Origin of the sequence: Pseudomonas sp. P5_152 (assembly GCF_033989915.1) — a bacterium.
GTDB lineage: Bacteria > Pseudomonadota > Gammaproteobacteria > Pseudomonadales > Pseudomonadaceae > Aquipseudomonas.
In genome coordinates, this window is record NZ_JASFAH010000002.1 from 474,976 (window position 1) to 500,724 (window position 25,749).

Here is a 25,749-nt window from a genome sequence, read left to right on the forward strand (position 1 = left end):
ATGCTGCGCAGCTACGCACTAGAAGTCGGATACCGCCGACAAGCCGTACTCGGTCCACTCGACCTGCATTTACCCAAAGGGCGCCTGGTGTGTCTGCTGGGCGCGAATGGCGCCGGCAAGTCGACGCTGATCCGCACATTGAGCGCCATGCAGCGGGCTGTCTCAGGGCGCATCGAATTGGATGGGCAGCCGCTTGATTCCCTCGCCCCGGCAGAACGCGCCAAACGCATGGCCGTGGTGTTGACCGATCGGGTCGATCCGGGCGCACTTAGCGGCTTTGAACTGGCCGCGCTCGGACGCTATCCGCATGTCGGCTGGGCTGGAAGACTCAACGAACACGATCGGCACATCGTCACCCAGGCGCTCGCACACGCAGGCGCTGCGGGTCTGGCAGCCAAGGCGGTGGCAAACATGTCCGACGGCGAGCGCCAGAAAGTCCTGTTGGCACGCGCCTTGGCACAACAGCCCAAGGTGCTGATCCTGGATGAGATCACCGCCTTCCTGGACCTGCCGCGGCGCATTGAAACCTTGCGGCTGCTGCAGCAGCTGGCACGAGAGCGGGATCTGGCCATTCTTCTGTCGTGCCATGACCTCGAGCTTGCCCTGCGCTGCGCCGACCTGCTGTGGCTGATCGATCAGTCGCGCCAATTGCAGTGTGGCGCCCCGGAGGATCTGGTGCTTGATGGACGGCTTGGCCAAACCTTCTCCAGCAGTGGCTTGCACTTTGACCTGGAACGTGGCGAGTGGGGCCTTGCAGCCAGGCCGGGGCGTCCCGTGCGCTTGCAAGCATCTGGGATCACACGCGTGTGGACGCAACGCGCCTTGCACCGGATCGGCTACCAGGCGGCCGAGCACGCCACCCTGCATATCAGCGCAGAGCCGATGGATTTTCGTCTGCGTGACGGTGAGCGAACTCAGCGCTTCAGCAGTCTCGGGCAACTGGTTGTGGCGCTGGAGGCATTGCCATGAGTTGGCATCTGTGGGCGGTGCTTTTACTGTTGATTTGTGTGCCAGGATGCGATGCGCGCCAAGCTTCGCTGGCTCGCGTTCAGCCTGCGCATAACGTCGGTATGCAGCCCGAACACAACCAACTGGAGGCATGCGTTGCTGACTATCATGCCGGTGTCGACTACTTTCCGCAGCGCGCCAGTTTTAGCTGGTCAGATCAGTTGTCCGTTGAATACGGACTGAATTTCAAACGCCTGCGATTTCGCTCCAGCGTCAACGTGGGAGAGCCCCTCGAGATTGTTTTAGTCCAGTGTGGTACGCCGACACCTGCGCATTCGCCTGCAACACTGGTGGTCCAGGTGCCGATTCAGCGCCTGGCAACCGGCAACTCGGCAATGTTGGGGGCGGCGGATGAGCTAGGTATCGTTGACCGGCTGGTGGGCATCGAGAATGTCCGCGCGCCTACCGTGGAATCAGTGCGCAAACGAGTTGCAAGCGGCCACATCCACGAGCTGTGGGGCAATGCCCACTCAAATATCGAACCGATCATGGCGGCCCAGCCGGATGTCTATCTGAGTTTCTTCTCCGCCAACCCGCAATTCAATATTCATCCGCAGTTGCAGCAAGTCGGCGTGCTGGCCCTGCCTCAGGCCGATCATCTTGAAAGCCACCCTCTGGGCCGGGCTGAATGGTTGAAGTTCCTGGCGTTATTGGTGAACCGCGAAGCTCAAGCCAATCGCCAATTCGCTGCGATTGAACACGACTATCTGCGTTGGGCCGCATTGACCAGCGATCTGCAGCAGCGTCCTCTGGTCATGGCGGGCTTCCCCTCTGGTCGGGGCAGTTTCGAGGTGTTTGGTGGCCTCAATCAGCGGGCCCGGTTGATTGCCGATGCGGGTGGGCAATACGTGCTTGAGCAGTCCCGGGAGCGTGGCAGTCTGGTGCAGGTAAGTTTCGAACACATCTACGAGAAAGGCGCTGCGGCCCCCTTCTGGCTGGGTGCCAGGCCTGGGTATGCCTCGCTGCCGCAGATGCTCGCAACCAGCCCGCACAGTCGCTGGTTTCGTGCAGCGCGTGAGGGCCGGGTATATGCCTTCGACCAAGGCTACACAGGTGCCTGGGCTTCGCCCTATCAGGACCAGAGCATGACCCGGCCGCACGTGCTGTTGGCCGAACTGCTTCAAGTGCTGCACCCACAACTGTCGCCTTCCGCCCTCCCCTCCAACGTATTTGTTCGCAAGTTGCCATGACCATGATCATCAAACACGCCCCTTCATTCACTTACCTGCCCGTTGGGTGCCGCTACGTGTTATTGGCGCTCTTGACCCTGACCTTGCTGATCGCTGAATTGACCATCGGCGCTGTAGACATCCCGGTCACCGCGATTCTTGGCGCACTGGCGGGCGGTTCGATCGAGACTGTCTGGCACAACATCCTTTTTCAGTTTCGTCTGCCTCGCGCCTTGAATGCGCTGGTCAGCGGAGGGGCGCTGGGGGCGGCTGGATTGTTGCTGCAGACGCTGTTCCGCAACCCCCTGGCGGACCCTTATGTCCTCGGCATCGTCCACAGCGCGCGGTTGGGCGCCGCCGTACTGGTGACATTTTCCGGTGTGGCAGGTAGCGCCTGGTTGAGCCAGTTCGGCTTGGCAGGCGACGTCGGGCTGGCGCTGGCCTCCGTTGCGGGATCGACCTTGCTGTTGAGCTTGCTGGCGTTTATTTCCGGGCGGGTCAACACCATCACCCTGCTGATCAGCGGGCTGATGCTGGGTTACATGGCTGTGGGCTTGATCAGTGTGTTGCTGCACTTTGTCGATGAGAACCAGGCGCGGGCTTTCAAGGCGTGGGATGACGCAAGTTTCGCTGGGGCGACTGGCGCGCAGCTGCGCTTGCTGATACCCGGAGTCCTGCTTGGCTTTGCCGCCCTATGGGCACTGTCCAAGCCTCTTAACGCGCTGCTCCTTGGCGACCGTTATGCGGCGTCGATGGGCATGCCGGTAAAACGCATTCGCCGGATCGCCCTGTTTATCGCGGCATGGCTCTGCGGGCTGGTCACCGCCTATTGCGGACCGGTGGCTTTTCTTGGCCTGGTCGCAGCGCAAGTCGCCCGAGGGCTCATACCCAGCGCAGATCACCGACTGCTGATGCCTGCGGCCGTGCTCCTGGGTTCCTCGCTTGGGCTGGCTGCCGATCTGGTCACTCATCTGCCGTGGAGCCGACACGTGCTGCACCTCAATGCTGTGATCGGCCTGGTGGGTGCACCCATCGCGCTCTACGTATTACTGCGTCCACACGCCAGGCCTTGACTCCTGCCCTACCAGGGTGCGTGCGAAATTATCCCTCGATGCATGCAAGCTCACGCTTAGGCAGACACCACAGTAAGCAACGACGATCAGACCAACCAGTATCTGCTGGGGCTCAGACTGCTAACAGTGGATGCAGCCATGAGCAACAGTGTCGTTCATGGCGCAGCTACAGCAAATCCGCGAACTACGTAAAATCCACCTGTGCTAGCAATCACTCGATCTCAAACATTGGCCAATGCCTTGGAGAACGCCTCGATTCTCAGGGTCTTGGCCGGGTCTTCCTGTACGGCGCAAACATGCTCTCGGTGGACGGCGCAGATAACAGCCTCGGCAAGCTGATCACGCAAATGGCTGCGTGCAACCGGGGGCACGGCTCCAACTGCGCAGGTACACAACATCACTGATAAATAATCGTAAACGTCGCCGACGCATTAGCTGGACCTGGCGTCACGCTGCTCTCGGTTTGCAGGTAGCGGGCCCGCAGTTGGATGGAGTAATTCCCCTCACTCGTTTGCAGGGGCAGATTGCTATTTCGGTTCGTCCCTAGGGGCACGGGTGCATTATTGGGCGTGGCAATCTGGACACCAACGCCGCTAGCGGCAGGCGGACTACCCACAGCACTTGGATCTAGGCTCATCACACCGTTGCTCGCGTTAATCGCTGTTCGAGCGGGGGTAATTCGATATTGCAGGCTGTTGTTGGTCCGCGTTCCGCCAGTACCTGTGCCGCTAGGAAATTTGCCACTCTGCGAAGTCCAACTTGGAGCGTTCACACCGTATGTACCGTTGAATGCCGGGCAGTTGTTCAACGCAATGGAGAACTCTTTCCAACCACTGGCGCTGTTGGGCCCGGTAAAGGTCTTGGTCTGGTGCTCTCCCATCGGCACCACCACATCCGGTGTGCTGCAGGTGCGCGAGACAACTTGAATGTTTCCAGATACCCCCATGGCGAAGCCCAGCAATCTAACGGTGTTGAAATTGGCATACAGGCTCACCGTCGGCAAGTTAGCGCCAATCAGCACCCCTGGGCTCACATCTCCAATTTTGATCAAAATCAACTCAAAGTTGGCAGGACCCTCCATCGACACAAGACATCTTCTGCCTGAGGTACAGGTAGTAGGAGCTGGAGTGCTTTTCCTTGGCAGCGTACCACCCAAACTGTTGAATGCGACCCCCAGCCCCTCAATGTCAGTTCTGTAGACTTTGTTGGCATACTTCCCACTGGACCATCTGGTCAAGCCATAGAAGGAATCAACATTCATTTCACTCCAAATCTGGAACGGCGCATTCAGGCACTCTACCGTCGGCGCCTGGCCTGAAGCAACCCTGAATGTCTGGCGATAAACTTCCGTGCCCACCGGCACATCGCGCCCCACGGTGATTGCCGATACCTGCAGCGGCATAAAGCCATTCGCCGGCTGGATACCATTCAAGTAGGTGCACGTCAGCGCCATTGCTGTGCCGGAGGCTGCCCACAGTGCAGCAGATGCCAACGCTGATTTAATCAATGTGCCGAATTTCATAACGCTACCTTTTGCATGTTGGGCCGCGCGCTGTCAGCCACCTGTTTACTGGCCGCACACACGGCGTCCACCTGCTGCAATTGCTGTTCCTCGCCCGGGGCAGGTGGGATTACCAGTGCGCAATGCTCATGGGCCTTGCTGCCCCAGTTGATAAACAACTGGCGAGTTTCAGGTTTGATGCGCGCGTAGAGCTGGCCACCCTGCCCCACCATCCCGACCGAGGCACCTTCGGCATCGGTCACACCGGCACCAAAAGGTAAACTGCTGCCATCGTCCAGCCGTACGTTGAGCAGTACCGCTCGCCCCTGGTTGGTGGTGTACTTGAGATGCACCACGGCACCGGCACGTGGCGCGACCTGTTGGCTGGTTTCGCTCAACTCAACGTCCAGCGAACTACCGATTGGGTCGATCGCTACTTCGTTCAATTGGTAAGGGCGCAAGTACGGGACCACGGCGTTGCCACTGCCATCGAGCTTGAGCCCTGGGTAGCCGGCCACTTTCGCCCCCTCGGCACCCGGCGCACTGACGACCGCCATGGTCTCGCCACGATAAGGTGTCATCGTCACACCATCGGCATGCGCGACCACCGTACCGCTGGCCCCCACTGCCGTGCTGGTGTAGCCATCGCCACGCCCCAATGCAGCACTGAGCATGGCGCGGGCGCCTGTGTATTGGCCATTGAGTGAGGCACTTTTGCTATTGCTGGCGCCGTTATGACCGAACGTAGCGCCGTAACCATACTGGCGGTCTTCACCTGCAGTCCCGCTGATACCCGCCTGCTCGTTGAAGTTGCCTTGGATATCTCGTCCAACTTGAGCGGTCAGTTGTGGACCGAAGCTCGAAGCACCGAACTCCAGAGGCATACTCATGGTCAGCAAAAAGCTGTTTTCCATATCGCCCAGCCCGATGCGACTGCGGTTGGCATTTAAACTGAAACTCACTCGGCTGAGCTGCTTGCTGTAACTTAATTGGTACTGCACGTCACTACCTGGCAGGTTCCAGTAGTTCTGCGCGTAACCACTGAGCGCGACCTGACCCCAGGTCCCCAGGCTCTGGTCTGCCGTGACGGATAAACGACTGCGCGGACGTCCGAACATGCTGGAGTCCCAACCGTTTTTCTCGGCATCCAGCAGTTGTACGGCGTCACTGAAATCCAGGTAATCACGGGTGGAAAAACGGTAGGCCGCGACTGAGAAGTTACTGCCGGTACTAAGCACATTCTTGCTGTAGGAAAGACGCATGCTCTGGCCTTTGGCAGCTCCGCTTTCCAGATCGGTCTGGGCATGAGTCACGTCCGCAGCCATGGCTCCAATGGGCGTAGCAAAGGCCACGCCCGCGAGCGCCGCCATGTAGTCGTCACTCGATTGCACACCACCATAACCGGTGAAGATGTTATTAAGCCCGTATTGCAGCGTGCCCTGCAGCATGCGGGCCTGGTCGTCGACGAAGTTATTGCGGGTTTCGCCAGCAGTCAGGCTGAAACGTGAGGTGCCGGGGCGCAGCAATTGGCTGACCGAGGCATAGGGCACGATAAAGCTCTGCTCGGTACCGTCCGCTTCCGCAACGGTCACATCGAGGTCACCACCGTATCCGGTGGAATACAAATCATCGATAACGAAAGCACCCGGGGCTACGGTGGTTTCCAACAGTATGTTGCCAGCTTGGCGAACGGTCACCCGCGCGTTGGTGCGGGCAATGCCACGAATCACCGGGGCGTAACCGCGCATCGAATCGGGCAGCATGCGATCGTCGCTGGCCAGTTGCACCCCGCGATAAGACAGGGTGTCAAAAATCTCGCCCGTGGTATTGGACTCCCCCACCGTCAGTTGGCTTTTCAGTGCGGTGATATCACGTTGGGCATAACTGTCCAGGGCCTGGTACTTACTGCCCTGACGTGACTGCCAGTTCGTCGAGGCGTTGTGGCGCAAGCGCCAATCACCCAAATTGAGGCCGGCGTTGAGTCCCAGATAGGCCGAATCATAGTTGCCACTGCGGGTGCGGTTGCGATTCCCGTTGAAGTTGTAGCTGAGCATGCCTGCGGTCACACCGCGGTCCCACAACTCAGGGCTGACGTAACCCCGTGCATTACGCTTGAGCGTCGCTTGCGGAATACTGAGGTCGAGCGCCTGGTTTTCCGGTGAAAAACTCGCGGTGGCGCCGGGGATCAATCTGGCCAACGACACGCATCCGGGACTGTCTAGGGCCAAGCCAGCCTCGGGTGACAAGCTGGACATTTCCACGCCCTGACGCTCCAGCAGCCCTCGGCTCATACAGACCACCGGGTTGCTGCCATCCGCTTGAGCGTCGATGCGAATGTCCTGGCGACTGTTCAGTTGACCGTTGAGGATCACGTCCGCGCGATACTGTCCTGGCATCACCGGGTTGCCGGCCTGGTATGCGCCGAGATCAAGGTTGCGCGAGTCCTCGGGCAGGAAAGCGTCGTTGAATTGCACCTCTTGCGCCAGCGCACTTTGCACCGCGCACACACCTGGCGTAATCGCCAACACCTTGAGAATCAAAGCGGTCAGTGAATTCAAGGCGAAGCGAGGCTGCGCCCCCAGAAGAAACCTGGAGCGGGAAGAGGTCTGCATAAATAACTCGCGCGTAAAATCGTCAGTGATTAATCAAGGCTTGAGTGTTTTTCGAGTCGGAATCAGAGCTCCGTAATCATTGATTGCGCTGAACTCAACCTCGGTAGCGCCGGCAGGACGGGCTTTGAGCGTTGGCAGCAAAAACTGCCGGGTTTCACCCGGAGCCACCATGCCATCCTCGCTACGCTCACGCTGGGCGCCCGCGACCAGATCCAACTCAATCAGCGATACGTGGAAGGCCGATGGATTGAATGCTTGCAAGGCCAAACCTTGCCCATTTCGGGCCGAAACCAACTGCCACTGCACCTGTTCGATTGCCTCACTAGCTGTACCCTCCAGCCCTGCTGGGCGATAGAACAGCTTGATTCGCGAGCGAAACGCCATCTGTAACGTGTTGAGATTCCCCACGTCCTGAGGCTTGGGTGGTATCTCCAGTACGTTGAGCCAGAACACCGACTCCTTGTCTGGGGCCAATGGCGCGCCAGTGAACATCACTCTAAGGGTTTGCCCCTTGGTGGCATCAATACGAGCCACGGGGGGCGAGAGCAAGAATGGAGCTTTGGAGCTGGTAGGCGTGGACTCCACGCTACCGGTATCGATCCACGACTGCGTCAGTGCAGGCTGTGTGCCGGTATTGTTGAGCTTTACTGTGATTTCTTTCTGATTCGCCGGATAAATCAATCGGGTCCCGGTAATAACTACACCGGCAGACGCCTGAAAACACACCAGCGCTGTAAAGCTTGCAAGGAGCATTTGTTTGAATGAAAGTGTGCAAAACATTACGTCATCCCATTGCCGCCTAAATACACGCCCTGCCCTAAATGAAACAGGGCGCATATCGTTTACTTGCGACTTACTGATAATTAATGGAGTAAGTCACGGAGCTGACGACGGTGCCTGGAGTAGTAGCGCCTTGGGCAAAGTACTGAACGGCGTATGGCAGGTCGGCAGTCAAAGCCGCCGCGTCAATCGCAATACGGCTGGTAGAAGCGACTTGGCCGGTGTCGCCTGCTTTGATGACGTTACCATTGCTGGCGTCGACGAGTTGCAGTTGAACCTTGGTAGCATCGCCCGAATTCTTCAGGTTGCCAGTTCGTGGATCAACGGTACCACCGGCCTCAAAGAAAGCAGCTGCAGTTTTGAGTGCGGCAGAGCATTTGCTCAGCTGAATGTTGAAGCCGGTCTGACCCGCAACTTGGCCAGCGTTAGCCAGTACCGACGTAGATAATGTTGGCAATGTAACAACCGTGCCACTTGCGCCAGCGCCGTTCACAGCAACGGCGCAGGTTTCGGCTTTCAATTCGCCGTTGAAATTGATGGTGCCGTCCGAAGCCATAGCGGCGGAGGTGGCAGTTACAGCGACCAGTACAGCAAGGGCGCGGGCTTTGTAGTTCATGAGGCAACTCCGAAATAACAATTTTCTATATTGAGTTTGGAAGCCTCCTTTCGCGGAAGCGCTCCTGTGTTGTTGCGACTCGAAGTGTAAGGAACCCACGCCACACGCAATATAGGAGTGCTCCGAAAAATCAGTTAAACGCTACAATCACTACCCCTCCGCAGACTGACTGTTTCGGTTTATTATTTTCCCGACCGATAAGCGAACGCCATCATCAATAGGAGCGCTCCTAAAAATTCAACTCATTCAGAAGTAAGGGCGGGGTATTTAATTGCCAACAGTGCACTGCGTACGCACGGCAATAAATCAGCTTGCCTGAACATCACTAAGGTCTGCCCACTGCTGGAGCAGAATGACAAGGTGGTCCGCAATCGCCACGGCAGGCCAGTTCACGCCCCCCCTCAACAGCCGCTCGATCTCTTCAGCTGGGGTCGAGATATCCGCCCAATCCGCAGCCAACGCCAAACCACACAACTGAGGCAGTGCCTGCAACGCCCCGGCGCGATCACGCAAGGCGATAGCTTCAATCAGGCTACTAAGAATTTTACGAAGTTCAGCATGTTCCTCCTCCCCTTCTTGCTTGTGTTCAGGCAATGATTGCACTTGGGGCGCCAGGGAGGCCTCGCACCAGAGTTCAATCATCTGCTGTAGCTTGACCCGTCCGATAGGGAGAGTCAGCAAGCCATCTATTCCAACATCAAAACAACGTACCAGGTGGTCGTTGTCACTGAACGCCGACATGCCAACAATCGGGCAATACCCTCGTTGCTGTTCGTGCTCCAGTTCACGGAAGGTCTCGGCCAGATGGTAGCCATCACTGTCCGGCGAGTCACAATTGATCAACACCATATCCACCCCATACGCCTCGAAAAGCGCCAGCCCCTGGACGGCATCCACTGCCAGCAAAGCTTCACAGCCAAGACTATGGAGCTGCGCCACCAACGCTTGCTGGTTGGCCTCGTGGCCTTCCACCACCAGTAGCCGTAACCCGTTGCCTAGCGCTGCAGTTTCTGCGACGGCTACCGTCACCTCACCCTGCGCAATCGAGTTCGGGAGCGAGTCCAACTTGACGGGCAACGTCACGTCTACCCGGGTGCCAACGCCAAGCGTGCTAGTGAGCCTTAGCTTGCCGCGCATCAGCTTCACCAACCGCCGACAGATCACCAGTCCCAGACCGGTACCGCCGGTGCGTTTGTAGGAGTGCTTGGCCCGAGCATAAGGTCGGAACAACGATAGCTGCGCCTGCTTGGACAAACCGACACCGCTGTCAATGACCCGGATTCGCAAGTGACTGCCCCCCCTCGTGCTTCGCTCAATTATCTTTAACTGCACCTCTACCTCGCCGCTATCGGTGAACTTGATGGCATTGGAAATCAGGTTGCGCAAGATCTGAGCCAGTCGCGCTTCGTCCAGCGACATAGGGGTATTGAATCGCTCACCGGCTAACGTCAGCAAAAGACCCTTTTCCTCGGCATAAGATTGGTGTTCATCCATGACTTGTTGGGTCAAATGCCAGACATCAACCGGACCCGGGTTGAGCTTGAACTGTCCGGCCTCGATCTTGGAGATGTCCAGCACATCATCCACCAGGCGCAGTAACGTATTGGAGCCGCTGTTGGCAAGGTCGGTAAAATGACGCTGCTGTTCGTCAAGTGGGGTGTGTTGCAACAATTCGACAGCCGCTAGCACCGCGTTCATCGGCGAGCGGATTTCGTGGCTCATGACGGCCAGGAACATTGCTTTCTCCTGCTCGCGATGCACAGCACGACGGCGCTGGATCCAACTTTGCCAAACCAGTGTCACGAGCAGCGTCACTATGACCAGCAACAGCCACAACTCACCTTCGTAATGCTCAGCAATGGCCTTGATGCTGGGGATATCCAGGTTCATATCGGCCAACCAAGCGTCATAAATCGCCTTGCGTTCATCCCCTGTGACGGAGGCCAATGCCTTCTCCAGAATGGTCAGCAGGATCACATCGGAGTCACGCACTGCCATGCTCACTCCGGTATGCAACTGCGGCACCACGCCGGAAATCTGCAACACGCCCTTGTATTGGCGAGACAAGTACGGAATGAGCATCCACTCGGAAGCAATCGCCGCGTCGGCGCGGCCATCCTTGACCATCATCAGCATGTCCACGGCGTTCTGGGCGGAGATGATCGTACCGCAGACCTTTTCCCTCAGGAACGGGGCGTAAGTTTCACGGCTCAGCATCACCAACCGTTTACCGGCAAGATCCTCCAGGTCAGCGAAAGGCTGGTCGTCAAAGCGACTGACAAGAATGGTTGAACTCGTGTTGTAAGGTAGGGTGTAGAGCATCCCACGATCCTGGACAGGGTCGTCAGACCTGCGTCGGGTGGACAAGATATCGACTTCACCGCTGATTAACATATCTTTGCGGGCGCTACGGGTGGTGGTAGCCACCGACTTGAAGTGCAGGCCCGTGCGCAGCGTGATCAGTTGCAGGTACTTGGCCGACAGTCCTCGCAGTTGGTCACGGCTGATGTACTCAAAAGGCAGTAGGTCCTCGAAAACTCCGACACGCAGTACCGGGTTGGCCGTGATCCAGTCCCGCTCCTGCTGCGTCAACACCATCGGCGTTGGGCTGGCGTCTGCACCCACCCCAGCCAGATGGCCCAGCAGGACCAACGCGAGCAGCACGCGCGGCCACTTGCCCCTCATAGTGGTGCCATCCGATGCACGCGAACCACCGGCAGCACATCGAACAGCGTATCACCGCTCAATGCTTGCCACTGCTGAACCAGTGCCTCTAACGCCTGCGCGTAGGCAGGACTGCCCCAGCCCTCCTCCCTGCGCAGCAGCAACTCCATACGCTCTGCTGCCGCACCCAGGACTAACCACTCCATGATCAATGCCGCGCCATGCAAGCGGTGAGCGACGCGCAACGCAGTAGGACGATCACACAGCGCCAAGGCCTTGATCAGGCTCCCCAGATCGCCGGCCATTTCCCGGTTAATCGAAGCTTGGTCCAACTCGGGGGCCATCAAGCTGGCGCTGGGAGGCGCCAGTTTAACGCTACACCAGCGCTCAATGACCTCAGCTAGTTGCCCCAGGCGAATGGGCTTGCTCAACACCGCATTCATCCCAGCATCAAGACAGCGCTGAAGGTGCTGGTCGCCAGTCAAGGCCGAGATGGCAATGATCGGACAGAGTGTGCGGCCCAACTGTAATTCAAAAGCTCGCAACTCCTGAACCAGACTGTAGCCATCCTGATCTGGGAGATCGCAGTCCATCAAGACTAGATTGTAAGCACGTTGCCCAAACAACTTTGTGGCCTGGGCGGCATCGGCAGCCACCACGGGCCGACAGCCAAAACCGCTGATCTGCGCCCGCAACACTTCTTGGTTGGCCAGAGTGTCTTCCACGACCAGAATCTGCAGGCCGGTGTCGGCCAGTTCGGTTGTGGGTGACTCTATAGCCGGCACGGCAATAGGCTCAGACGCAAGCGTTGCGGGTAAGCAGATGGTCACCGTGGTGCCAACATCCAACTCACTGCTGAACAACAACTCGCCCCCCATCAAACTAACCAATTGCTGACAGATCACGAGGCCAAGCCCGGTCCCCTCTGCACGATTACTGGAATGGCTGGCCCGGGCATAGGGCCGGAACAAAGATGCTGCTATCGCTTTACTCACGCCGATCCCAGTATCACGGACCTCAATCTGCAACTGCCGGGAATCATCCTGCGAGGCAATCAGGTGTACGTTGATATCGACATCACCGGCATCAGTGAACTTGATGGCGTTGGAAAGCAGGTTATGAAGAATCTGCGTCAGACGTGAACTGTCGAGTAATAACAGGGGTAATTTCGCCTGGATTCTCGGGTTCAGGTTCAGGCGTTTTTCCCGCGCACGCAAGCGATGCAGGCCCACCACGCCCTCCACTAGTGACGTGACGTCGGTTGGCTCGATGGCGAGCCTTAACGGCCTAGTGCCAGGATCAGGCGTATGCAATCCATCATCAAGCAGGCGAACCAACGCGCTGGCACCGCTATTGGCCAGATGAGCGAGGTGGCGTTGCTGCTCATTGAGTCGGGTGTGCCATAACAACTCCATCGCCGCCAGCACCGCATTCATCGGCGAGCGAATTTCATGACTCATAACGGTCAGGAACATGGTTTTTTCCTGCTCGTTACGCACCGCAATCTTTCGCTGGCGGTGGCCGCGATAGACCAGAAGGCACAAGCTGGTTAATGCCGCGGCAGCCAGGATCAGAACATGCAGGTAGTGGTTGACAATACTTGGCAGCATTGGCACTTCCATGTCCAACTCTTGATACCACTGCTCATAGATGACCTTGCGCTGTTCGGCAGTGATCGATTTCAGGGCTTTTTCGAGAATGGATATCAATACTGCCTGGTCTTCGCGGACCGCCATGCTTACGTTCAGCATCTGGCTCCCTACCACACCCGAGGTCTCCAGGACCCCCTTGAACCGTCGGTACAAGTACGGCATCAGAAAGGTTTCCGTGGCGACCGCCGCATCAGCGCTGCCCTCCACGACCCTGTTCAGCATATCCAGGGCCGACGTGCTTTTGATCAAGGTAGCCTGGATCGACCGCTCCCTGAACATCTGCTCATAGTACTGGACTTCAGGAACCATAACGGTCCTGCCCTGCAGTTGGTCTATATCGAAAACATCCGGGTGATCAACACGTGTCACGATGATGGGTGAGGCCGTGTGATAGACCAGTGTTTTAAGCGCTTCATTCACCGGTTCTGACCCGAAACGCAAGTGGGAGGACAATATGTCTACTTGTCCGTCCACCAGCATTTGCTCGCGCATCGCCCTGGATTTACCAGGCACATACGTGAATTCAAGCCCCGTGGCCGCTGTCACAAATTGCAGATACTGCTTTGATCGCCCATGCAGCACCCCGTCTTTGAAGTATTCGAAAGGAATCAGGTCCTCGACCACCCCGACCCGTAAAATCGGGTGCAACGCGATCCACTGTCGTTCTTCAGCACTCAATTCAACCGCAGCGGCGTGGGCGAGCGAAGCACCGCCCACCAACCAAAACAGCAGGAAGATCCTGTGCAGGCATTGCCTCATGGTGGGCTGATGATCTTATTGAGCTTGAACAGCTCATTGTTTGACGTGACCCCAAGCTTGCGGAACGCCGAGGTTTTCTGGGTGCTAATGGTCTTGATACTGCGATTGAATTTATCGGCAATCTCACTCACGGTCATGCCCGCCAGATAACATCGAATCACTTCCTGTTCGCGGCTGGTCAACTCCGCCTGGACTAGCGGATCTGGCGCCTCGCTTAAGTCCTTGCGGGTATCGCTGGTGACCGTTTCTGCCAGGCGATAGGTCATGGAGTTGCTCAGGTACACCGCCCCCGACGCCACTTTGCGGATAGCCTTGACTAGTTGAGCCATGTCCTCACCTTTGCCGACAAAGCCTCGGGCACCGACACGCATGGCCAATCCGACGGTCGCCGGGTCGTAGTGAGCGGACAGGACAAGGATGTGACAAGCAGGAAATTTGACCCGCAAGGCGCGGATCAGCGACACACCGTCCAGCTCATCGGGACTCAGGGAAAAATCGAGAAGCAACAAGTCCGCAGGGACGGTGGCAAGACTGGCAATAAGGTCGCGACTTTTCTCATAAATGCCAACTACCTCAAAGTCCCCCTCGGCCGCCAGAGTATTGACAAGTCCGTGCCGAACAACCGCATGATCATCCAACAAGGCAATACGTATAGGTTTCATCGTGATCGAACCCGCTCAGCCCAGCGCTGTTGGAATAATAGGAGAAGCGCAGTAACCGTGTGGCATGCACAGGAGTATATGCAACAACGGGCTAATGACACACCCTACCATTCCTTTTGCTCAGAAGGCCTAGTCGATTGGTTCTGTGCGGTCCCCAACGCCTTCAATAATATGCCTGATCCTGAACAGTTCATTGTTCGACACGACGCCAAGCTTACGGAAGGCAGAGGATTTCTGTGAGCTAATCGTCTTGATACTGCGACTGAACTTTTCAGCGATATCGGTGATGCTCATGCCCGCGAGATAACAGCGAATCACTTCCTGCTCACGGGCAGACAGGCTGACAAAGCGCAACGCATCTCCTCGGTTCTCCTCACCTTCATTATTGCTGGCAGTGGCCTCCGCGACACGGTATGCCATGTCGGGGGTCAGGTATATCCCTCCCGAGGCTACAAATCGGACAGCGTTGATCAGTTGGTTCATATCCTCAGCCTTACTGATAAACCCGCGAGCGCCAACGCGCAATGCAAGTATCACCGTGGCCGCATCATAATGGGTGGAAAACACAAGGATACGGCATCGCGGAAACTTCACCCGCAACGCACGAATCAGCATAGCGCCGTCTTGCTCATGAGGGCCGAGAACGAAATCCAATAACAATACCTCTGCCGGAACTGCCGCGAGACCTGCCATCAAGTCACGGGAGCGGGCATAAACGCCAACCACCTCAAAATCGGGCTCCTGCACCAGTCGACTCACCAAACCATGTCGCACGATTGCATGATCATCCAGCAAAGCAATTTGCAAGCATTTCATAGAGTACAGGCACTTTGTATAACGAACAAAAATATGAGAAGTACAACCTTCTCACCACGAGCAAGCTGTCGTCACTTCAGATGAGGCCTACAACATGAACCATGTCCGTACAACCGAGCAATCGAACACTAAAAGCGAGACAAAAGAACAACCAAATGCACACTTTCACATCCATGGACAACCGATTAGGCTCTCTGGCATTTCGGGATATTCTAATAATCCAGGCGCACCTACTCCTCAGTCGATTAACAAATTTGCCAAGGCAGTAAACAACCTGAAAATTCGATAATATTAAACTAATTCAATCGCATTCAAATGAACATCGGAAAACTCCTAAAAACGCTACATCAACAGGAGCAGACTCGATTTTTAACTCGCAGACAAACCGCGCGGAAAACAAAGTTGGTTAGCTTTGTTGACTAACTTCCTTTTGGGTAATGAAACTCAAGAAGGCATCGATCTCCATCGGACGTGCCAACGCATAACCCTGCCCTACCCGGCACCCCAAACGGTGCAACAACGGAATCGTCGACTCGTCCTCGATGCCTTCGGCCACCAGACTCAAATTAAGCAGTTCTGCCCAATTGGCTATACCGCCGATGACCTTGCGCGACGACGAATGTCGCCCGACATCACGAACAAACGAGCCATCGATTTTCATCTCATCGAACGACAGGTTCGCTAACAGATTCATTGTGGCGGCCCCAGTTCCGAAGTCGTCCAGCGACACCTGAAACCCCTTGGCCCGTATGGCCGTCAACGAGGCGGAAAGATAGAGTTCGTCCGGCTCTGGCACATCCTCGGTGAGTTCGATTTTCAACAGCCTGGTCGGCAAGCCGGCTTGATGCATTCGTGCCGCCAGACGATCAGCGAATTGCGGTGTACAAATAGTCTTTGCTGACGCATTGACGGCGATAGGAATCCAAATATTTTCACGCTTGAGTGCAAGCATCACCCTGAGCGTCCACATCTCAACCAGACTGAACAACAACAGGTCCAGGCCCAACCGGTTAACCAATGGCATCAGCACCGAAGGCGGAATTTCGCCAAAGTGCGGATGTTTCCATCGCACCAACGCCTCTGCCCCCACAACACGCCGGCTCAACAGTTCGAATTGCGGTTGGAACACGAAACGTAACCCTTCCCCCGTGGTGAGTGCATTGATCACTTCATCTTCGGCCAGAGAGTCGAAGGTTTCCATGTGTCGCATAGGATCGTTTTTTGCTCGAGTGAGCACTGCAGCACGCAAGGCATCAACTAGCTCCTGAGCCCCAACTTCACGCAGTATCTCCACATGAATTCCCGCCGCCCGTGCCAGTCGAGCATGGGACTCTAGTGCGCTAACTGTCACACCGCCCATGTACTTGATCCAGAAGTGATGGCTAGGCACTGCCTGATCAAACAAGCGCTCACCATCGACTAGCCGCGCCGGCGCACTCATCGTGATTTCCCCAGTCCAAAAGATGCTGGGGACCTGCTCCAAGGTACCGTCTTCATGGAGTCGCTTGAGAAGGCTTGGCAACATCAAGCCTGCATCACACTCGGGGTGAATTTCACATACGATGACATCTACCGGATTATCGATCAGGTAGTGTTCCACCACGCTTAAAGACGAGATGTTGGTCTGCGGGGTAACCCCCAAGTAATTTAGTACATTGGCAAACCGGTGTGCGCAGGCAGCGTCAGCTGTCAACGTAATGACGCCTAACGCTTTGAACTCGTTCGGCACGGCGGTGTGTAAGATCATGACAATAGCTTTCCTGATTCGGTTTCAGGAAAAAAGCTTATCAGCGCCAAAAAAGAATCAAATAGGATTGGGACTAAAAAATCGAGGCCGTGGGCAAGGTCGCAATGGGCGCCGAAACACTGCCTGAATGAATCGCAATCCACCATTGAAAATCACCCAGTCTTTTCTAGACACATCCAGCATGTAATTGGTCAATCACCCATTATTTCAAAGCGCTATCTCTCTACCGGCACCTATTTACCCCACGCAAACCGTCGAACATCGTTCGGAGGAATGATTGTGGTCGCGACTCAATCCGAGCACAGTCATTGCACCGATTTTTAGTCCTATTCCTATTGGATTGAATGCCGCTAGTGATTAGATTTTAGAGTACTAGTGCCTGAAATCTGCTTGCCGTCACCAGAACTACTCTCAACAACCCGACGGACACCCGGAAGGCGGCCGTCGACCCTGGTTGCGAGCACGACTTGCGACCTGACATCGAGGAGACAGTTTCATGAGTGCATTCGCCAACGTTGCCAACTTCAACGGCCAGGTCCCGCGCATCGTCCCTGAAAATGCCGCGATGCTGCTGATTGACCATCAGAGTGGACTGTTCCAGACGGTCAAGGACATGCCCATGACCGAGCTGCGGGCTAACGCCATCACTCTGGCCAAGGTCGCCAGCCTGGCGAAGATCCCGGTGATCACCACCGCCTCCGTGCCGCAAGGCCCCAATGGTCCTCTGATACCGGAAATTCACGAAGCCGCGCCACATGCCCGCTACATCGCTCGTAAAGGTGAAATCAATGCCTGGGACAATCCCGAGTTCGTCGAGGCGGTCAAGGCTACCGGCAAGAAACAACTGATCATCGCCGGCACCATCACCAGTGTATGCATGGCTTTCCCGAGCATCAGCGCAGTCGCCGAAGGCTACCAGGTGTTTGCCGTGATCGACGCCAGCGGCACCTATTCGAAGATGGCTCAGGAAATCACCTTGGCCCGGGTGATGCAGGCCGGCGTGGTGCCGATGGACACCGCCGCGGTGTGCTCGGAAATACAGCGCAGTTGGAACCGTGCCGACGCGCAACAGTGGGCCGAAGCCTACAGTGCAGTGTTCCCACACTATCAATTACTGATCGAGAGTTACCTCAAGGCGCAGCAAGTAGCCAACGAGCACGAAAAACTGGACTCCGAACGCTAATCCCTCATCTCTGGTGCCCCCAGCGCCGGCATACCACTGCAAGGAGTTAGACCATGAGCAAGCCCTACATCCGCCTGGACAAGAACAACGCGGCGGTCCTGCTGGTAGATCACCAGACCGGCCTGCTGTCACTGGTCCGGGATATCGACCCGGACAAATTCAAGAACAACGTGCTGGCCGTCGGTGACCTGGCCAAGTACTTCAAACTGCCGACCATCCTCACCACCAGTTTTGAAACCGGCCCCAATGGTCCGCTGGTGCCCGAACTCAAGGAGCTGTTCCCCGACGCCCCGTACATTGCCCGCCCAGGACAGATCAACGCCTGGGACAACGAAGACTTCGTCAAGGCGGTCAAGGCCACCGGCAAGAAGCAACTGATCATCGCTGGCGTCGTCACTGAAGTGTGCGTGGCCTTCCCGGCGCTGTCGGCCCTGGCCGAAGGCTTCGAGGTATTTGTGGTCACCGACGCTTCCGGGACCTTCAACGCCCTGACCCGCGACTCGGCCTGGGATCGTATGTCGCAAGGCGGCGCACAGTTGATGACCTGGTTTGGCCTGGCCTGTGAGCTGCACCGCGACTGGCGCAACGACATCGAAGGCCTGGGTACGCTTTTCTCCAATCACATCCCGGACTACCGGAACCTGATCACCAGCTATACCAAACTGACTTCCGATAAGTAAGTCCGAACCTGGGGCCACGTCTTGCCGTGGCCTTTGCAAATGATCATGAACAGGCCCTGATCTGTCGGGACCTGTTTTTTGTTGCTGTCCTCATTGGGAGCGTGCGTCGCCAGTAGCTGATTGACCTCCGTTCAAGGCGAGAGGCGTCTACAAAACCCGGGACGATTCCCCTCATTCAGCCAGCCCCTCTCGAACCACGTTAAAAAACGTCGTCAGGATCCGCCGCGAACTCTGCGCGCGCAGGCACACCAACGTCTCGGTGAAGCGCCGCTGACAATCGACGATGGGCAACCCGCGAAGCCGTGAATCAGAGCCCAGCTCGGTCGCCGAGACAACCCCGACACCCATGCCAATCGCCACCGCTTCACGTGCGGCTTCGCGCCCATCCACTTCGATCGCCTTGCGGATGCGCAAGCCCGCGGTGGCCATTTCTTCCTCCAGGCACAGACGCGTCATCGAGCCTTTTTCCCGCAGCACTAGCGGCGTGTCGTGCAGGTCGCCAAGGCTGATGGATTCGCGTTGCGCCCAGGGATGATCAAGCGCGACGAACGCCAGCATCGGATCGCTGCGCAAGGGCAGCGACAGCAGTCGGTCGTCCTCGATAGTGCGACCCAGCAGGGCGATGTCGGCCTGATGAGCGAATAAGCGTTGCAGCACTTCATCGGTGTTGGCGGTTTCAATCTTCACATCGATACCGGGGTAACGCCTGCAAAAGCGTGCGACATAGGGCAGCACATGCACCGGCGCATCCACGGCGAGGTTCAGGGATCCCGTAGACAGGGTGCGGTAGTCCATCAGCATGTCGTGGGCATCGACACTGATATCAAACAAGCGTCGAGTCAGGCCGAACAACCGCTCGCCCACTTCAGTCAGGCGCACCTGACGCTTGTCGCGGTAGAACACCATCACCCCGTAATAGTCCTCGAGCTTGCGTACCTGGTCGGACACCGCCGGTTGAGACAGGCAGAGCTGCTCGGCCGCGCGGGTGAAGCTGCCGTTGACGGCAACCGCGTGGAACGCCTTGAGTTGGGTATGGGAAATGGTCATCGCGGCAGCCTTGGCATAGGTTCAACTTATTCATGCATACGCTAAATCGATTTTATTTATAGACGATGAACTGCAAGCATGGTTTTCGCAAGCCCCAGACCAGTGTTCGAACACTGCCGCCCTCGTCTCAGCCCGGAAGCACTTTATGCAAATCGAACGTTTCGCCGCGATAAAACGCCGTTCGGACATGGTCCGCTATGACAACCACCTCTATATCGGTGGCCAGGTCGCCAGCAACCTCAGCGGCGACATCGAGGCCCAGACCCACGAGGTGCTCGCCGGTATCGAGCAGCTACTACTGAGTGCCGGCAGCAGCCGCAAGCAGGTGCTTTCGGTACGTATCCTGCTCGCCCATCGCGACGACTACGCAGGGCTCAACAGGGTCTGGGACCAGTTCTTTCCCGAAGGCCACGCCCCAACGCGAGCGTGCACCCTGGCCGATCTGATCGACCCCGGTTGGCGCGTGGAAATGATCGTGGTCGCTGCATGCGCCTGATTGCCTGCTCAAGCCCTGCCCCCAAAACCGCTGCAACGGAGATGACGTCATGCGCCCCTACTGGCTCGATCAGGCCCTGAAAACCCAACCCGACTCGCCCTGCCCGCCGCTGCGGCAGGACACCCGCGCCGATGTCTGCATCGTCGGTGGTGGTTACACCGGTTTGTGGACTGCGATCATGCTCAAGGAACAGAACCCCGAGCTGGACGTGGTCATCGTCGAAGCCGACATCTGTGGTGCCGGCGCCAGTGGGCGCAACGGCGGCTGCGCGCTGTCCTGGTCGGCCAAGTACTTCACCCTGGAGCGGTTGTTTGGGGTCAACGAGGCAATACGCCTGGTCAAGGAATCGGAGCAAAGCATCTACGCCATCGGCAGCTTTTGCGAGAAGTACACGGTTGATGCCGATTACCGCCTCGATGGCACGCTTTACACAGCGACCAACCGTGCCCAGGTCGGCTCGACCGACAGCGTGATCGCTGCGCTGGAGCGCAATGGCATTAACTCTTTCTCCAAGTACGCGCTAGCTGACGTGCAGCGCATGGCGGGCTCGACCCGACACATTGAAGGCTGGTTCTCACCTGCGGCAGCCAGTGTGCAGCCGGGCAAGCTGGTGCGCGGTCTGCGTCGAGTCGCACTGCAATTGGGTGTGCGTATCTACGAAGGCTCACCGATGACCCATTTGCAAGAGGGTCAGCCTGCCACCGTCAACACCCCGAACGGCAACGTCACCTGCGACCGGGTCGTGTTGGCGATGAACGCCTGGATGGCGCGTGCCTTTGCGCAGTTCTCGCGGTCAGTTGCCATCGTCTCCAGCGACATGATCATTACCGAGCCTCGACCGGACCTGCTCAAGCGGATCGGCCTGACCAGCGGGGTCACCGTGCTCGACTCACGCATCTTCGTGCACTACTACCACAACACCCCGGACGGTCGGATCATGCTCGGCAAAGGCGGCAATACCTTCGCCTACGGCGGGCGCATGTTGCCGGTATTCGACCAGCCATCGCCCTACAAAGGATTGTTGCGCAACACCCTTGCCGAGTTCTTCCCCGACTTTGCCGATGTCGGCATCGCCGCCACCTGGAATGGCCCGTCCGATCGCTCCGTCACCGGGCTACCGTTCTTCGGCCGGATGGGCGCAGGCGGAAATATCTTTTATGGCTTCGGCTATTCCGGCAGCGGCGTCGGCCCTTGTCACATGGGTGGACAGATCCTCTCATCGCTGGTGTTGGGGCAGGACAACCCCTGGACACGCTCGCCGCTGGTGCAAGGTCCGCTCGGCCATTTCCCACCGGAGCCGATCCGCTACCTGGGTTCGCTAATGGTGCGCAATGCCATTCGGCGCAAGGAGCACGCCGAGGACCACAACCTGCACCCGCGTCGACTGGATGTGCGCCTGGCGAAATTCGCCGCCGCCGCCGGCAAGTCAGACAAGGGCTAACGCCGCGCTCACACAGCGACCGCTCACTTGAACAGCAACCCAGGGTCTGATCTGGAGGGTAGACGAATGATTTCGACTTATAAGCTCAGCTTGTTTGTGACATGTGATAAATCGATTTCAGTTATTTTTCCGCAGATGTTTTGATCACGCCATGCATCACTCCCCCACAAAAACAAAACCGCCGGAGAAGATCATGACCAAAGCTGAATTTCCGACCACACAGGCGCTGGCTACTCCAGCCTTGGGTGAACCCTACCTGCTGACCCCGGGCCCCTTGACCACGTCCAAAGCGACCAAGGAAGCCATGCTGCGCGACTGGGGTTCATGGGACGTTACCTTCAACCAAGTCACTGCCGAGGTTCGCCAGAACTTGCTCAGCATGGCCGGTGTCCAGGACGACAGCTTCGCCTGTGTGCCGTTGCAAGGCAGCGGTAGCTACTCGGTGGAGGCAGCTTTGGCCACGGCCATCCCGCGTGACGGTAAAGCACTGGTGCTGATGAATGGCGCCTACGGCCAGCGCGCCACCAAGACCTTGGAGTACCTCGGCCGCGCGTTCATTACCTTGGACAAAGGCGATTATCTGCCACCGCAGCCTGAAGAGGTGGACGCCCTGCTCAGGGACAATCCCGACATCACCAACGTCTTCCTGGTCCATTGCGAAACCAGCTCCGGCATTCTCAATCCGCTGCGCGAAATCGCCGATGTGGTGAAGGCGCATGGCAAGAGCCTGATCATCGATGCGATGAGCTCCTTCGGAGCCGTGCCATTGACCATCAATGAGATTGCTTTCGACGTGGTGGTGTCCTCTGCCAACAAATGCATCGAGGGTATCCCCGGCTTCGGTTTCGTCATCATCCGTCGCTCCGTGCTGGAGGCCGCCAAAGGCCGCGCCAACTCCCTGAGCCTCGATCTGTATGAGCAGTGGGTCTACATGGAGCGCACGGGCCAATGGCGCTTCACGCCGCCGACCCACAGCGTAGTAGCGTTCCATAAAGCCTTGGAGCAACACACTGCCGAAGGCGGTGTGCATGGCCGCCTGGCGCGCTACACGCGCAATCGCGATGTGCTGGTCAAAGGCATGCGCGAGCTGGGCTTCAAGACGTTGCTTGAAGACCGTTGGCTGTCGCCAATCATCACCACGTTCTTCAGCCCGCAACATCCCAACTTTGAGTTCAAGCGGTTCTACGATGAGCTCAAAGCCCGTCAGTTCATCATCTATCCCGGCAAGCTGACCGTAGCCGAGAGTTTCCGTATCGGCTGTATCGGCCAGATCGACGAATACATCGTCCATCAGTTGCTGCGCGCCATCGCCGACAGTCTCGTGGCGATGAACGTCGACATGCAACAGCCGGCGGCCTGACGGCCCTTCAAAGGTCCTTGTCGATTCACGCACTGGTGCAATGGGTAGCACCTGTGGGCAGGGGTCTTTTTTAACCATGGATTCGGTGACTTACCGCTAGGCACAGCCGAGCAGGAGTCAGCGACCGCGTCAATTTAATACCGAAAGCCTGATGCCACCTCACTGCCATCTGATCGATGCCGTGTGCGTGGAGAGATTTTCTGTACCGAAAATAAAAACAAAACCCATTACTTTGCGCTGTCTGGCACCACATACGGGATCAGAACACCATGAACAAGAACGCTACAAACCCTCTCGCAACCGGCTGGAAATCGCTCCAGCGCTGGCGCGTGCAAATTTTCCTTATCACCTGGGTGGCCTACGCGGCCTTCTACTTTACCCGCAAGGCTTTTTCCGTGGCCAAACTGGGGATTGGCGAAGATCCGGACTTCATGCTCGAAAAGAGCATGATGGCCAACCTCGATGCCCTCTACCTAATCGCGTACGCAGTCGGCCAGTTTCTGTGGGGCAACTTCTCTGACCGCTTCGGTCCCAGGGTCGTGGTCCTCAGCGGACTGGTGATCTCGGCGCTGGCGGCGCTACTGATGGGCACCTACGCCACGCTACCGATCTTCGCCTCCTGCATGCTGATCCAGGGCCTGGCTCAGTCCACGGGTTGGTCGGGGCTGTGCAAGAACGTTGGGAGCTTCTTCAGCACTGGCGAACGTGGCCGCGTACTGGGTTACTGGAGCACCTGCTACGCCTTCGGCGGCCTGGTTGCCACACCGTTTGCCGGTTGGTGGGCCTACAACGCTTACCATGACTGGCGCATCGCGTTCATCAGCAGCGCCGTGGTGGTGCTGGTGGTAGCGGTACTGTTCTTTTTCCTGCAACGCAACCAGCCAGAAGATGTCGGGCTGCCTCCTGTAGAGATCGAAATCGAACCCGTCAGCAAGGTCGCAGTGCCGCGCGAAAGCATGTGGGCTGGTTTGCGCACGGTGATGAAAAATCGAACCGTACTGGTGCTCGGCCTGGCCTATTTCATGCTCAAGCCAGCGCGCTACGCGATCCTGCTCTGGGGGCCGGTGATTATCTACGAGCGGATGCCAGAGATTGGCAAAGTGGCATCCGCCATCGTGCCGACGGCTTTTGAATTGGCAGGCCTGGCAGGTCCGATCCTGATTGGTATCGCCTCAGACAAGTACTTTGGCGCTCGGCGGATGCCGGCCTGTGTCCTTAGCCTGGTGCTCCTGACCATTTGCCTCGCGCTGTTCGTCCCTGCCATGCAGAGCGGCAGTCTTTACATGGTGGTTGGCCTGCTGTTCATGATGGGCCTGACGCTTTACGGGCCGGACTCGATGATGAGCGGCTCGGCGGCCATTGATTTCGGCAGTAAGGATGGAGCGGCCTCCGCCGCAGGCTTCGTCAACGGTTGCGGTTCGATAGGCGCGGTCCTCGGCGGCCTGTTACCCGGTTACTTCGACACCACCACCATCTTCCTGGTGTTCACCGTCGCGGCACTACTGGCCAGCCTGATGTTGATTCCATTCTGGAACAGCCGCCCGAAAACCGTGGAAAGCACGGCGCTGGCCTCGGCTCCAATGCAAACGGTCATCGTTGGCACCACCCCCTGAATTCGAATTAATCACTCACCATTCATTGGAGCAATCACCATGCATTACCAACAACCTTCCCAGCTGCAGGGCGTGGTACTGGACTGGGCCGGCACTGTCGTTGATTTCGGTTCTTTCGCACCGACTCAGATATTCGTCGAAGCCTTTGCCGAGTTCGGCGTTGCAGTCTCCCTGGCAGAAGCTCGCGGGCCGATGGGCATGGGCAAATGGGATCACATCCGCACGCTGTGCAACGAACCGCAGATCGCCGAACGCTACCGTCTCGCCTTCGGCCGGTTGCCCACCGACGATGATGTCACCGCCCTCTACGAGCGCTTCATGCCTTTGCAGATCGAAAAGATCGCCCTGCATTCGGCGCTGATTCCCGGTGCGCTCAATACCATCAATGGCTTGCGCGACAAGGGACTGAAAATCGGTTCTTGCTCAGGCTACCCGGCCGTGGTCATGGAAAAAGTCGTGGAGCTGGCTCGCAAGAACGGCTACGTCACCGACCATGTGGTGGCGACCGACGAAGTGCCCAACGGTCGTCCACACCCCGCACAAGCGTTGGCTAACGTGATTGCGCTGGGCATCAGTGATGTCGCGGCCTGCGTCAAGGTCGACGACACCTGGCCGGGGATTCTCGAAGGCCGTAGCGCTGGAATGTGGACGGTGGCATTGACCTGCTCCGGCAACGCATTGGGCCTGTCCTATGAAGAGTTCAAGGATTTATCCCTGGAGGAGCTGGCCGAGGAACGCGCGCGCATCATCAAGATGTTCGAAGGCTCTCGCCCGCACTATCTGATCGACACCATCGTTGATTTGCCAGAGGTCATCGAAAACATCAATGCATGCCTGGCACGTGGAGAAACCCCGCAGGGCTCCTGACCC

General features: G+C 57.5%; 20 protein-coding genes. 10 read left to right on the forward strand and 10 right to left on the reverse strand.

Features of this window, described 5'->3' with window-relative positions; translation table 11 throughout:
* The 3 genes from QMK50_RS01935 to QMK50_RS01945 are packed head-to-tail and all read left to right on the forward strand — an operon-like array spanning position 1 to position 3,250.
* Complete coding sequence (locus tag QMK50_RS01935) at positions 1–969, forward strand: ABC transporter ATP-binding protein (protein WP_320332371.1); 969 nt, start codon at positions 1–3, stop codon at positions 967–969.
* The gene (locus QMK50_RS01940) at positions 966–2,198 is read left to right on the forward strand and encodes an ABC transporter substrate-binding protein (protein ID WP_320332372.1); all 1,233 of its coding nucleotides are present in this window, start codon (positions 966–968) and stop codon (positions 2,196–2,198) included. Before QMK50_RS01935 ends, QMK50_RS01940 begins: the two co-directional genes overlap by 4 nt.
* Before the next feature lie 2 nt (positions 2,199–2,200).
* The gene (locus QMK50_RS01945) at positions 2,201–3,250 is read left to right on the forward strand and encodes an iron ABC transporter permease (RefSeq protein WP_320332373.1); all 1,050 of its coding nucleotides are present in this window, start codon (positions 2,201–2,203) and stop codon (positions 3,248–3,250) included.
* Between the two features lie 397 nt (positions 3,251–3,647).
* Here the strand turns inward: QMK50_RS01945 and QMK50_RS01950 are convergent, their stop codons facing one another.
* From QMK50_RS01950 to QMK50_RS01990, 9 genes are all read right to left on the reverse strand, one after another.
* Complete coding sequence (locus tag QMK50_RS01950) at positions 3,648–4,772, reverse strand: fimbrial protein (protein WP_320332374.1); 1,125 nt, start codon at positions 4,770–4,772, stop codon at positions 3,648–3,650.
* Positions 4,769–7,363, reverse strand: a complete 2,595-nt coding sequence (locus QMK50_RS01955) for a fimbria/pilus outer membrane usher protein (RefSeq protein ID WP_320332375.1) — start codon at positions 7,361–7,363, stop codon at positions 4,769–4,771. Before QMK50_RS01955 ends, QMK50_RS01950 begins: the two co-directional genes overlap by 4 nt.
* Positions 7,364–7,396: 33 nt before the next feature.
* On the reverse strand, positions 7,397–8,143 hold the full coding sequence (locus QMK50_RS01960; RefSeq protein ID WP_320332376.1) for a molecular chaperone: 747 nt from the start codon (positions 8,141–8,143) through the stop codon (positions 7,397–7,399).
* Positions 8,144–8,216: 73 nt separating this feature from the next.
* Entirely contained in the window at positions 8,217–8,759 is a 543-nt protein-coding gene (locus QMK50_RS01965) for a fimbrial protein (protein ID WP_320332377.1), read from the reverse strand.
* 306 nt (positions 8,760–9,065) lie between these two features.
* A complete protein-coding gene (locus QMK50_RS01970) occupies positions 9,066–11,423 on the reverse strand; it encodes an ATP-binding protein (protein WP_320332378.1) in 2,358 nt (785 codons plus the stop codon).
* 17 nt (positions 11,424–11,440) lie between these two features.
* Positions 11,441–13,834, reverse strand: a complete 2,394-nt coding sequence (locus tag QMK50_RS01975; RefSeq protein WP_320332379.1) for an ATP-binding protein — start codon at positions 13,832–13,834, stop codon at positions 11,441–11,443.
* The gene (locus tag QMK50_RS01980) at positions 13,831–14,496 is read right to left on the reverse strand and encodes a response regulator transcription factor (protein ID WP_320332380.1); all 666 of its coding nucleotides are present in this window, start codon (positions 14,494–14,496) and stop codon (positions 13,831–13,833) included. Before QMK50_RS01980 ends, QMK50_RS01975 begins: the two co-directional genes overlap by 4 nt.
* 129 nt (positions 14,497–14,625) lie before the next feature.
* Entirely contained in the window at positions 14,626–15,312 is a 687-nt protein-coding gene (locus QMK50_RS01985) for a response regulator transcription factor (RefSeq protein ID WP_320332381.1), read from the reverse strand.
* A 406-nt stretch (positions 15,313–15,718) separates the two neighbouring features.
* Positions 15,719–17,059 (reverse strand): EAL domain-containing protein, encoded by a 1,341-nt coding sequence (locus QMK50_RS01990; RefSeq protein WP_320332382.1) that lies wholly within the window; start codon positions 17,057–17,059, stop codon positions 15,719–15,721.
* Positions 17,060–17,555: 496 nt separating this feature from the next.
* On the opposite strand from QMK50_RS01990, the gene QMK50_RS01995 reads away from it, so the two are divergent.
* Complete coding sequence (locus QMK50_RS01995; protein ID WP_320332383.1) at positions 17,556–18,242, forward strand: hydrolase; 687 nt, start codon at positions 17,556–17,558, stop codon at positions 18,240–18,242.
* 53 nt (positions 18,243–18,295) lie between these two features.
* The gene (gene ycaC / locus QMK50_RS02000; RefSeq protein ID WP_320332384.1) at positions 18,296–18,922 is read left to right on the forward strand and encodes an isochorismate family cysteine hydrolase YcaC; all 627 of its coding nucleotides are present in this window, start codon (positions 18,296–18,298) and stop codon (positions 18,920–18,922) included.
* Positions 18,923–19,093: 171 nt separating this feature from the next.
* Here the strand turns inward: ycaC and QMK50_RS02005 are convergent, their stop codons facing one another.
* Complete coding sequence (locus QMK50_RS02005; protein ID WP_095168558.1) at positions 19,094–19,969, reverse strand: LysR substrate-binding domain-containing protein; 876 nt, start codon at positions 19,967–19,969, stop codon at positions 19,094–19,096.
* 145 nt (positions 19,970–20,114) lie between these two features.
* Here QMK50_RS02005 and QMK50_RS02010 point away from each other — a divergent pair, with 145 nt between their 5' ends.
* From QMK50_RS02010 to phnX, 5 genes are all read left to right on the forward strand, one after another.
* A complete protein-coding gene (locus QMK50_RS02010) occupies positions 20,115–20,465 on the forward strand; it encodes a RidA family protein (protein ID WP_320332385.1) in 351 nt (116 codons plus the stop codon).
* A gap of 49 nt (positions 20,466–20,514) precedes the next feature.
* Positions 20,515–21,906 (forward strand): FAD-dependent oxidoreductase, encoded by a 1,392-nt coding sequence (locus QMK50_RS02015; protein ID WP_320332386.1) that lies wholly within the window; start codon positions 20,515–20,517, stop codon positions 21,904–21,906.
* Positions 21,907–22,099: 193 nt separating this feature from the next.
* Positions 22,100–23,266, forward strand: coding sequence for a 2-aminoethylphosphonate--pyruvate transaminase (locus QMK50_RS02020; RefSeq protein WP_320332387.1), 1,167 nt, complete (start codon positions 22,100–22,102; stop codon positions 23,264–23,266).
* A gap of 269 nt (positions 23,267–23,535) precedes the next feature.
* A complete protein-coding gene (locus QMK50_RS02025) occupies positions 23,536–24,879 on the forward strand; it encodes an MFS transporter (protein WP_320332388.1) in 1,344 nt (447 codons plus the stop codon).
* 39 nt (positions 24,880–24,918) lie between these two features.
* Positions 24,919–25,746 (forward strand): phosphonoacetaldehyde hydrolase, encoded by an 828-nt coding sequence (gene phnX, locus QMK50_RS02030; protein WP_320332389.1) that lies wholly within the window; start codon positions 24,919–24,921, stop codon positions 25,744–25,746.
* Positions 25,747–25,749 lie beyond the last annotated feature (3 nt).